This is a genomic window from Enterobacter sp. UPMP2060 (genome assembly GCF_053709655.1).
The window spans coordinates 42399-52880 of record NZ_JBSKJQ010000017.1 but is presented as its reverse complement, the minus strand read 5'-3'; the positions used below and the strand labels follow the sequence as shown (position 1 = coordinate 52880).

8 protein-coding genes are annotated in these 10482 nt (G+C 54.5%); 3 read left to right on the top strand and 5 right to left on the bottom strand.

Annotation, left to right across the window (positions count from 1 at the left end; genetic code table 11):
- Window positions 1-275: 275 nt before the first annotated feature.
- Window positions 276-944 (top strand): hypothetical protein, encoded by a 669-nt coding sequence (locus tag ACWKXN_RS21395; RefSeq protein WP_454544309.1) that lies wholly within the window; start codon window positions 276-278, stop codon window positions 942-944.
- A 62-nt stretch (window positions 945-1006) separates the two neighbouring features.
- Here ACWKXN_RS21395 and silA read toward each other — a convergent pair whose 3' ends face one another.
- Genes silA through ACWKXN_RS21375 form a run of 4 tightly spaced genes read right to left on the bottom strand, consistent with a single transcriptional unit; the run spans window position 1007 to window position 7175 of the window.
- Window positions 1007-4147 carry a Cu(+)/Ag(+) efflux RND transporter permease subunit SilA gene (gene silA / locus ACWKXN_RS21390; protein ID WP_454544310.1) on the bottom strand — a complete coding sequence of 1047 codons (3141 nt, stop codon included), beginning with the start codon at window positions 4145-4147 and terminating at the stop codon, window positions 1007-1009.
- A 10-nt stretch (window positions 4148-4157) separates the two neighbouring features.
- Window positions 4158-5408 carry an efflux RND transporter periplasmic adaptor subunit gene (locus ACWKXN_RS21385; RefSeq protein WP_454544308.1) on the bottom strand — a complete coding sequence of 417 codons (1251 nt, stop codon included), beginning with the start codon at window positions 5406-5408 and terminating at the stop codon, window positions 4158-4160.
- An 11-nt stretch (window positions 5409-5419) separates the two neighbouring features.
- Window positions 5420-5761: a cation efflux system protein CusF gene (gene cusF, locus ACWKXN_RS21380; protein ID WP_045888224.1), complete on the bottom strand. Its 342-nt coding sequence runs from the start codon at window positions 5759-5761 to the stop codon at window positions 5420-5422.
- 28 nt (window positions 5762-5789) lie between these two features.
- On the bottom strand, window positions 5790-7175 hold the full coding sequence (locus tag ACWKXN_RS21375; RefSeq protein WP_454544307.1) for an efflux transporter outer membrane subunit: 1386 nt from the start codon (window positions 7173-7175) through the stop codon (window positions 5790-5792).
- A gap of 162 nt (window positions 7176-7337) precedes the next feature.
- On the opposite strand from ACWKXN_RS21375, the gene ACWKXN_RS21370 reads away from it, so the two are divergent.
- Both ACWKXN_RS21370 and ACWKXN_RS21365 read left to right on the top strand, forming a co-directional pair.
- Window positions 7338-8021: a copper/silver response regulator transcription factor gene (locus tag ACWKXN_RS21370; RefSeq protein ID WP_039262437.1), complete on the top strand. Its 684-nt coding sequence runs from the start codon at window positions 7338-7340 to the stop codon at window positions 8019-8021.
- Entirely contained in the window at window positions 8011-9465 is a 1455-nt protein-coding gene (locus ACWKXN_RS21365) for a Cu(+)/Ag(+) sensor histidine kinase (RefSeq protein ID WP_048981336.1), read from the top strand. The genes ACWKXN_RS21370 and ACWKXN_RS21365 overlap by 11 nt, the downstream gene beginning before the upstream one ends.
- Window positions 9466-9468: 3 nt before the next feature.
- On the opposite strand, the gene ACWKXN_RS21360 is transcribed toward ACWKXN_RS21365, so the two are convergent.
- On the bottom strand, window positions 9469-10374 hold the full coding sequence (locus ACWKXN_RS21360; RefSeq protein WP_454544306.1) for a LysR family transcriptional regulator: 906 nt from the start codon (window positions 10372-10374) through the stop codon (window positions 9469-9471).
- Window positions 10375-10482 lie beyond the last annotated feature (108 nt).

The following is a 10482-nucleotide window of genomic DNA, read 5'->3' as shown; positions in this document are numbered from 1 at the left end:
CATGGCGATAGCAGCACGTGAGAAGACACTATCAGAGGACATCAGCATCCAGGCCCAACGTGTCCATAAGATGCCAGATTTCTTCTGATTCCACATTGGTACGCATAATGTATATTATGTTAAATATCTTCTTTACCTAAGATGGTTATGGCTCTAATAAAATAATAGGAATATAGAATTAAGTCCCCTCCCATATCTTTCGTTTGCTGACACTATGCGTGACGTGCGGTTATGGTTTGGAGTTATACTACTTTTCTTTTAAATGAGTTAACGTCATGGATATCATTCAGTTACTCGAAGTGCTGAAACCCGCTAAAGACGTGGTTACAGTCCAGATTGCAAGCCAAAAAAATCAACTGGCCCCTTGGATTGATCTTGCAAAAGCAGTTCTGCCCGCTGCAGCTACTGCTGGGGTTGCATGGCTGGCCATGAAAAACTCGCATCGCCAATTTGATAAAAGCTCAGAGCGTCAGGCTACCGAGTTTAAATTGGGGATTGAACAACAAGTCAGTACACTCAAGATAAACACTCAGTTGGCAACCGAAGTTGCGTTGAAAAAGGAGAACTGCAATGGTGTTCGTGATTCTTGTGCCAGATTTTTATCTCACGCCACTCAAGCAAGCCTTCGTCAACATGCGTATGGATTAGCAGAAAAAAACGCCTCTATAGAAGAGTTAGATGTCATCCATAATCAGTGGATGGACGAAATGCGTGAAATGACAGCATCGAAAATCATCCTTCTTTCGTTCCTTTCTCCAGAAGCTGACTGGGATTTTTACAAAGCGATACAGACTGTTGGTAATGAAATGGATGCTGGTTGCGAAAGTTTAGGCATAGCAGGAAATGGGTGCCTCATAGAGTGCAGAAACTATATAATGAGAAAACATCAAGAAATCATAGACCTAACAAACAATATTAATGATTTGAGCAAAGCGATATCGTGAAGCTTAAATATTCAGCTGAGAATTCTTCCCATAAGAATCCCGCCGCTATTGGCGGGATTCTTTTATGCCTTTCTCTGCCTGCGCAGCCAGATTAACTTGTATGCCGCAGGAATAATAAACAGCGATAACAGCGGCGCCGTGATCATCCCGCCAATCATCGGCGCCGCTATCCGACTCATGACCTCTGACCCTGCCCCCGTCCCCCAAAGAATGGGCAGCAGACCGGCAATGATCACCGCGACGGTCATTGCCTTTGGCCGCACGCGCAGCACGGCGCCATGGTAAAGGGCGTCATCAAGCCCCTGTTCGGTGAACGTGTCCTGATGGGACAACGCCGGATGCGCCTCAACGGCATGACGCAAATACATCAGCATGACTACGCCAAATTCTGCCGCCACCCCGGCCAGGGCGATAAAGCCGGTGCCGGTTGCCACAGACATATGGAAGCCCTGCCAGTAGAGGAACCATATCCCGCCGACCAGGGCGAACGGCAGGCTCATCAGGATCAGCAGCGCTTCATCCACGCGGCGGAACGCCAGATACAGTAGAATGAAGATGATCATCACCGTCATCGGCACCATCAGCTTCAGTTTCTTGTTGGCGTGTTCGAGCAGCTCAAACTGCCCGGAGAATGACACGCTGGTACCCGGCCTCAGCTTTACGTTCTGACTGATGGCCGTCTTAATGTCGTTCACCACCGACACCATATCCCTGCCGCGGGCATCAATATAAATCCAGCTCGCAGGCCGGGCATTCTCCGTTTTCAGCATCGTGGGGCCGGAAACCACGTTGATATCCGCCACATCGCCCAGCGTGATCTGCTGTTTCATCGGCGTCAGGATCGGCATTTGCTTCAAGGCGTTCGGGCTGTTTCGGTAGTCCTGCGGATAGCGGATATTAATCGGGTACCGGGCGACGCCTTCGACCGTTTCCCCCACCGTCGCCCCGCCGATGGCTGATGAAACGAACAGCTGCACATCGCCCACCGTCATCCCGTAGCGCGAGGCTTTTTCCCGCTTGATATCAACGTCAATGTAGCGCCCGCCCTCCAGACGTTCAGCCAGGGCAGACACCACGCCCGGCACCGTTTTGGCTACCGCCTCGATGCTCTGCGCCGTGGCGTCGATATCCGACAGAACGGTACCCGACACCTTGATACCAATCGGGCTTTTGATCCCGGTTGAAAGCATATCGATGCGGTTACGAATGGGCGGAACCCAGAGATTCGCCAGGCCGGGCAACCGAACGGTCTTGTCGAGTTCGTCAATAATCTTGTCAATCGTCATGCCGGGCCGCCACTCATTCTCAGGTTTGAGCTGGATGGTGGTTTCCACCATTTCGAGCGGAGCGGAATCCGTTGCGGTCTCAGCCTTACCCGTTTTACCAAAAACGGAGGCCACTTCTGGCACGGTTTTGATTAACTTGTCCGTGGTCTGTAACAGCGCCGCTGCTTCTGCCGGAGAAACGCCCGGCAATGTTGACGGCATATACAGCAGATCGCCTTCGTTGATCTTCGGTATAAACTCGCCGCCCACCTGGCTGAGAGGCCAGATCACCGTGAAGATGGACAAGGCCGCAACCAGCAGGGTTGTTTTTGGCCTGTGGAGCACCTTAATCAGTAGCGGATGGTAGGCTTTAATCAGCAGCCTGTTCAGTGGGTTACTGGTCTCAGCGGGAATCTTACCCCGGATCCAGAACCCCATCAGGATGGGGATAACGATTATAGCCAGCGCAGCCGCACCCGCCATGGAGTACGTTTTGGTGAAGGCCAGCGGACCAAACAGCCGCCCTTCCTGCCCCTCAAGAGTAAAGATGGGAATGAAGGACAGGGTGATAATCAGCAGGCTGATAAACAGCGCGGGGCCAACCTCGACAGAGGCGTTGGTGATCACCTTCCAGCGCGTGGCGTTATCAATCTGTTCTCCCGGATGCTGGTGATCCCACTCTTCGAGCCGTTTGTGCGCGTTTTCAATCATGACGATGGCGGCATCCACCATCGCGCCGACGGCAATGGCGATGCCTCCCAGCGACATAATGTTGGCGTTCAACCCCTGGAAATGCATGACGATAAAGGCAATACACAGGCCAAGCGGCAGAGAGATAATCGCGACCAGCGCAGATCGAACGTGCCACAGGAACAGGGCGCAGACGATGGCCACCACGATAAACTCTTCGAGCAGTTTGGAACTCAGGTTGTCGATTGCCCGATCGATGAGCTGGCTGCGATCGTAGGTAGTCACAATCTCAACGCCTTCCGGCAGGCTGGCCTTCAGCGTCTCCAGCTTATCTTTCACCGCCGTGATGACTTCACGCGCATTTTTACCCGAACGCAGGATCACCACGCCACCCGCAACTTCCCCCTGCCCGTTTAATTCGGCAATGCCGCGGCGCATTTCCGGCCCCGTTTGTACGCGGGCGACATCGCGAAGATAAATCGGTACCCCGTTCTCTCCGGCTTTCAGGACAATGTTATTGAAATCATCCATCGTCTGCAGATAGCCGCTGGCCCGGACCATATACTCCGCTTCCGCCATTTCAACTGACGATCCCCCCGCCTCCTGGTTAGACGACTCAAGTGCCTGCTTAACCTCCGGCAGGCTAATGCCGTACTGAGCCAGCTTTAACGGATTGACCTGGATCTGATACTGCTTCACCACGCCGCCAACGGAGGCCACTTCGGCCACGTTCGGGATGGTTTTCAATTCAAATTTCAGGAACCAGTCCTGCAGCGAGCGCAACTCTGCGAGATCGTGTTTTCCGCTGCGATCCACCAGCGCATACTCAAATATCCAGCCCACGCCGGTGGCATCAGGACCGATTTCTGAGCTCACGCCGGCAGGCAGCTTGCCCTGAACCTGGTTCAGATACTCCAGCACGCGCGAACGGGCCCAGTACAAATCGGTGCCATCTTCAAAAATGACGTACACGTACGAATCGCCAAACTGCGAAAAACCGCGTACGGTCTTTGCGCCGGGAACCGACAGCATGGTGGTCGTCAGTGGATAGGTGACCTGGTTTTCAACAATCTGCGGGGCCTGGCCGGGATAGCTGGTTTTGATAATCACCTGAACGTCAGAGAGGTCGGGCAAGGCATCGACTGGCGTGTTAATAATCGTCCATGTGCCCCAGACGCTGAGGAACAGCGCCCCCATCATGACCAGGAAACGGTTGGCGACCGACCGCCGGATAATCCATTCAATCATCATCGTCTCCTTAATGGCCAGAATGCGCGTCGTCAGCGGCTTCAGCGTGACGCATGCGCTCCAGCGCGCCGGTAATATTGGCCTCCGAGTCAATCAGGAACAGACCGCTGACCACTACCGACTCCCCTTCTTCCAGTCCGCTACCAATGCCGGACTGCTGCTGAGATTCATGCAGAACGTGGATCCTTTTAGGTACAAAATTCCCGTCCGCATCGACGGTAATCACGCGCTGTTCTTTACCGGTATCGATAACGGCCTGGGAAGGGATCAGCAGCATTTCCTGGCTTTGAGTATTCAGCTTCAGGTACGCGTTCATGCCCGGTTTCAGCAGCTCATCCCTGTTAGAGACCTGCAGGCGCACCTGCAGCGTACGGGTGGTTGGATCCACGCTCGGCAGAAGACTCCATTTTTCAACCGGGAAGGATTTATCCGGATAAGCCGGTATCGAAACCGCAAACTGCGAGGTCTCTTTCAGCAGATAAGCAATGGATTCAGGCACTGCCGCGCCGATCCAGACCGGATCCATCCCCTGAATTTGCGCTACCACCTTATCTTTGGAAATATTCATGCCGGTACGCAGATCAAAGGCCGTGATCGCTCCGTCGATCGGCGCCCTGATGGTAAACCGGGTCTGAATAGTACGGGTCGCACGCAGCCTCTGAATATCCTCATCCGGCATACCCGCCAGCCGAAGCCGTTCCAGAACCCCTTTGATTTGCGTCGGCGTTCCGCCGGTGCCGGATAACAGCAGAAACTCGCTCTGCGCCTCTACCCAGTCAGGAATGGTTATATCAACGAGCGGCGTGCCTTTCTTCACCTTATCGCCCGTCGTCAGCGGGTACACTTTTTCCACAAAGCCTTCCGCGCGCGCCTGCACAATGACAAACTGATAGTCGTTATAGCTGACGTTGGCCGGGATCGTCTGGGCATAATTCAGCGTTCCGCGCGTCACCTTTTGCGTTTTTAATCCCAGGTTCTGAACCTGCGTCGGGTCAATACGGATACCGGCACTGCTTTTATTCTCATTTTCATCCGCATATTTCGGTACCAGATCCATATCCATAAACGGCGATTTACCGGGCTTATCGAATTTCACGTCTGGCTTCATTGGGTCATACCAGAAAAGCACCTTTCTTTCTGGTGCGCTATTTTCTGTTTTTTCAGATGAATGAAGCGCCTGCCATGCCGTCACCGATATCAGCCCTCCCGCAATAAGGCTGCTGACTATCACGGCGGCATATTTTATTTTTACTGAGGCCATGCCGCGTCTCGCTATTTAATGCTCTTGAGTAAAGAGAGATTGCCCTGCTGAACAAACGAGAAATTCACGTGGTTACCGATTTTTAAGGCATTAATACTCTCGTCAGCCTGAATAAAGGTAAAACGCATGGTCATCGCGGGCCAGCCAATTTCCGGGATCGCTTCATGGGAAATCGTGACTTTTTTATTCGTGAGATCAATGTCTTTCACGATGCCGGTTCCCGTGATGAGCTGCTCTGAGGTCCCTTCGCTGGCAGCACTCATCATCTCGTGCTGATGAACTTCAGCCTGGAGGCCGGCAGAAAACACAATGGAGATTGCACCAAATACAACGGCCTTAAGTGAATTGCGCATGGTTATTTTCCTGTTTAATTAAATAAGATTATTCGACCCAACCGCCGCCGAGCGCGGTGAAGAGATTAATTTCATTAACCTGCCGGGCATAAATAAGGTCGAGAATATTTTGCTGCGTGGAGAAAAGAGAACGTTCCGCGTCAAGCACTTCGATATAGCTGACCGCACCGCTGGAATATAATCCTCTGGCCCGCTGCAGGGTGATGCGAAGAGAATCAAGATACCGCTGCTGCGCAGCAAGCTGCTGGTTAATGCTGTCACGCAGCGCGAGCGCGTCGGCAACCTGTTTGAAGGCGGACTGAATTTTTTGTTCGTAATTCACAACCGACTGCTGCTGGCGAATTTCGGCCAGCTTCAGGTTGGCCTTATTTCTGCCCGCATTAAAAATGGGAATGTCGATTTTAGGAATAAAATTCCACATCCCGCTCCCTGACGTGAACAGGCTGGACAACTCCGTGCTGCCGGTTGAAAGCCCGCTGGTGAGTGATATGGTCGGGAAAAAAGCGGCGCGCGCCGCACCGATATTCGCATCGGCCGCTTTAAGCTGATACTCCGCTTCCATAATATCCGGGCGCTGCAGCAGTATCGCTGAGGAAAGGTGGGGAGGCAGTTTGACCGGCGCAACGTCGCTGGCGTTCATACCGCCGTCACCCGGCAGCGCGCGATACGTGCCGAGGACCAGCTGCAGGGCGTTATTGGCCTGCGCCAGCTCCCCCTCTCTTTTGGCAATCTCTGCCTGCGTGCTTTCGATCTGTCCCCGGGCCTGTTCCAGCGCCAGGACGTTCGTACTGCCCGTCACCAGCTGCTGCTCAACGAACGCATAAGACTGCCGGTAGTTGTTCAGCGTATCCCGCGCGATGCGCAGCTGTTTGTACGCCAGCTGCTGGTTGAAATAGCTCTGGGAAACGTTAGAGACGAGAAGGATATGCACCGCGCGACGGGCCTCTTCGCTCGCGAAATAGTTTTGTCGGTCGGCCTCGCTCATGTTCTTCAGCTTGCCGAAGAAATCGAGTTCATAGCTAAGCGCAAGGCCCGCGTCGTACTGCTGCGCGGTGGGTTTGTCACTTTTCAGCCCGCCGCTGTACGTGATGCCCGAAGAGGCATTCAGCTGAGGGTAGCGATCCGCATCCGTCACGTTGAACTGCGCCCGTGCCTCTTCGACCTTCAGGGCGGCCATTTTCAGATCGCGATTGTTCTTCAGGGCCTCCGTAATCAGCCCGGCAACCTGAGGATCGACGAAAAAGTTGCGCCAGCCGGTGTCCTGATACCCCGCCGCCGCGGGCGTCAGGTCGTTACGGGAGAGCGAAAACTGCCGGGGGACAGGTGCTTCCGGTCGCTGGTACTCCGGGGCCAGCGAGACGCAGCCTGCCAGAATAAATACCGTACTGATGCTTAGTCGTTTTAACAGGAACATAACGGTTCAAATAAAGTCCAGAGTAGTTTTAGGGCTACTCTACGCAACGCATCCTGTTTGACGGGTGACAGGATAATGACAATGTTGTCATTTTTAGCGTAAGTCATTGTTAACGGCGGTACGCTCACTAGAATGTCATCAGCAGCCAGTCAGGGGAGCACGATGAAAATACTGATCGTCGAAGACGAAATGAAAACCGGTGAGTACCTGAGTAAGGGGCTGACTGAAGCAGGATTTGTGGTGGACCACGCGGATAATGGCCTGAACGGCTACCATCTCGCCATGACCGCTGAATACGATCTGCTGATTCTGGATATCATGCTGCCCGATGTGAACGGCTGGGACATTGTCCGCATGCTCCGCTCTGCGGGAAAAGGGATGCCCATCCTGTTACTCACGGCTCTCGGCACGATTGAACACCGGGTTAAAGGGCTTGAGCTGGGCGCGGATGACTATCTGATTAAGCCATTCGCTTTTGCCGAGCTGCTCGCCCGGGTGAGGACGCTGTTGAGACGCGGTAATACGGTGATCGCGGAAAGCCAGCTTCAGGTGGCGGACCTGACGGTTGACCTCGTGTCGAGAAAGGTAAGCCGGGCCGGAAGCCGCATCTCGTTAACCAGCAAAGAGTTCAGCCTGCTGGAGTTTTTCCTGCGTCATCAGGGAGAGGTGCTACCCCGCTCCCTGATTGCCTCCCAGGTGTGGGACATGAATTTTGACAGCGACACAAACGCAATTGACGTGGCGGTAAAGCGGCTTCGCGCGAAAATCGATAACGATTTTGAACCTAAGCTGATCCAGACGGTGCGCGGCGTAGGCTATATGCTGGAGGTGCCGGATGCGCGTTAAGCTTCCCGGGCGCCCTTTTTCGCTTGCCCTGCGGCTGACCTTTTTTATCAGTCTCTCCACGATACTGGCCTTTTTCGCCTTTACCTGGTTTATGCTGCATTCCGTTGAAAAGCACTTCGCCGAGCAGGATGTCAGCGACCTGCAGCAAATCAGCACCGCGATGCACCGCATCCTGCAGTCTCCGGTCGATCCTGACCAAAAGAAAATCAGTAAAATCAAAGAGTCTATCGCCAGCTACCGCAATGTGGCCGTCCTGCTCCTGGATCCGCAGGGCAATATCCTGTTCAGCTCGGCGCAAGGGGCAGCACTGCGCCCTGCGATGAACGCGGCGGACTTCAGCGAACACCGCCGCGCGCAGGATGTGTTTCTCTGGACGGTTGAAGACCCTGCCGCAAACATGCACGCCGGGTCCGACATGAAAATGGAAACGTACCGGATTATCGCCTCTTCAGGCACGGCGACGCTGCAGGGCAAAACGCAGGGCTACGTGATGCTGATCGGGCTCTCCATCAATTTTCATCTGCACTACCTTGAGGCGCTGAAAAAGAATCTCCTGGCGATTGCCGCGGCGATCAGCCTGCTGATTATTCTTGTCATTCGCATCGCGGTTCGTCAGGGTCATTTGCCCCTGCGTAACGTCAGCAACGCCATTAAAAATATCACTTCAGAAAACCTCGACGCGCGGCTGGAGCCGTCCCGCGTGCCCGTTGAGCTGGAACAGCTGGTCATCTCCTTCAACCATATGATCGAAAAGATTGAAGATGTCTTTACCCGCCAGGCGAATTTTTCCGCCGATATCGCGCATGAAATCAGAACCCCCATCACCAACCTGGTGACGCAAACGGAAATCGCGCTGAGCCAGGACCGCTCGCAGAAAGAGCTGGAAGACGTTCTGTACTCCAGCCTTGAAGAGTACAACCGGATGACCCGGATGGTCAGCGACATGCTTTTCCTGGCGCAGGCGGATAATAACCAGCTCGTCCCTGACCGGGTGGTGTTTGATTTAAGTGCGGAGGTCATGAAAGTCTTCGATTTCTTCGAAGCCTGGGCGGAAGAACGCAACGTTACGCTGAAATTTAACGGGATGCCCTGCCTGATAGAAGGCGATCCGCAGATGTTCAGAAGAGCAGTAAATAATCTGCTCTCCAATGCCCTGCGCTATACGCCAGCCGGGAAAGCGGTGACGGTCTCCATCAGAGAACAGGATAACGACGTTGAACTGATGATAGAAAATCCCGGTACGCCGATCCCGCAAGAGCATCTGCCAAAGCTGTTTGACCGTTTCTATCGCGTCGATCCGTCAAGGCAGCGCAAAGGCGAAGGCAGCGGGATCGGGCTTGCCATCGTGAAGTCCATCGTCTCCGCGCACCACGGAAAAGTCCGCGTGGAATCGGATGCGGCATCGACGCGCTTCATCCTCTCCGTGCCGGGAAAAGTGGCCTGAGCGTCAGCGCACGGCCCGACACACTTCCAGTACCTTTTCCCTGAGCCATCGATGTCCCGGGTCCCTTTCCATGCGCGGATGCCACATCTGTGATACCGTAATGGTCCGGGTTTTAAACGGCAGTTCAAAGACGTGTACGCGCTCGTTCATCGGCTGATTGAGCAGGTACAGCGCCGGCACCATGGCAATCAGATCGGACGCCAGCGCCACGGATAGCGCCGTTGGAAATCCGGGCACCACGCTGGCGACCTTGCGCTTCATCCCCCGTTCCGCCAGCGCGTCATCGACAAACCCGTGTAGCGATCCGTCCGGCGAGGCCACCACGTGGCCCCACGCGACATACTCGTCAAGGCTGACGTCAGGCCGTAATGACAGCGGATGTCCCTTACGCACCGCGCCAACAAACCGATCCTGAAAGAGCCGTTGCAGCCGTATTTCCGGCCCCATATTGCTTTGCACGCCGATCTCCAGGTCGACCAGCCCTTCGCGCAAATAGCGCGACGTTTTTTCAGGTTTTGGCGAGAAGCGGATGCACACCCCGGGGGCAACGCTCGCCACCGCCGCAATCAGCAGCGGCCCAAACGCCACCACAAAACCGTCGTTGGCTCTGATGGTGAACAGCCGCTCGAGACTTTCAACCTTCAGCGCGTCGGTGGAGGGCTGCAGCACCGCCCTCGCCTCATGCACGGCAGTTCTGGCGCGGTCTCGCGTGGCTTCTCCCCAGGGCGTCAGCACCATATGGCGACCGGCCCGCACAAGAATAGGATCGCCGGTCACCTCCCGCAGCCTGCTCAGGGTGCGGCTCATGGCGGAGGTGCTGAGGTTCAAACGTCGCGCCGCGCCCGCCACGCTGGCTTCGGCCAGCAGAACGTCGAGCGCAACCAGAAGGTTAAAGTCAGGATCGGACACGATGACTCCTTAGATAAGGCGTTATATGCAACGATTAAATGCAGCTGATGCGTCTTCCGCCCTGTATACCGCATGCTTATAGTTTCGTCATCACTATTCTTATCTGGA

Bases quoted from the DNA above. Each gene is read 5' to 3' on its own strand.
- ACWKXN_RS21370 (WP_039262437.1), top strand. From the start codon at position 7,338: ATGAAAATACTGATCGTCGAAGACGAAATGAAAACCGGTGAGTACCTG.
- ACWKXN_RS21375 (WP_454544307.1), bottom strand. From the start codon at position 7,175: ATGTTCCTGTTAAAACGACTAAGCATCAGTACGGTATTTATTCTGGCA.
- ACWKXN_RS21365 (WP_048981336.1), top strand. From the start codon at position 8,011: ATGCGCGTTAAGCTTCCCGGGCGCCCTTTTTCGCTTGCCCTGCGGCTG.
- silA (WP_454544310.1), bottom strand. From the start codon at position 4,147: ATGATTGAATGGATTATCCGGCGGTCGGTCGCCAACCGTTTCCTGGTC.
- ACWKXN_RS21395 (WP_454544309.1), top strand. From the start codon at position 276: ATGGATATCATTCAGTTACTCGAAGTGCTGAAACCCGCTAAAGACGTG.
- cusF (WP_045888224.1), bottom strand. From the start codon at position 5,761: ATGCGCAATTCACTTAAGGCCGTTGTATTTGGTGCAATCTCCATTGTG.
- ACWKXN_RS21385 (WP_454544308.1), bottom strand. From the start codon at position 5,408: ATGGCCTCAGTAAAAATAAAATATGCCGCCGTGATAGTCAGCAGCCTT.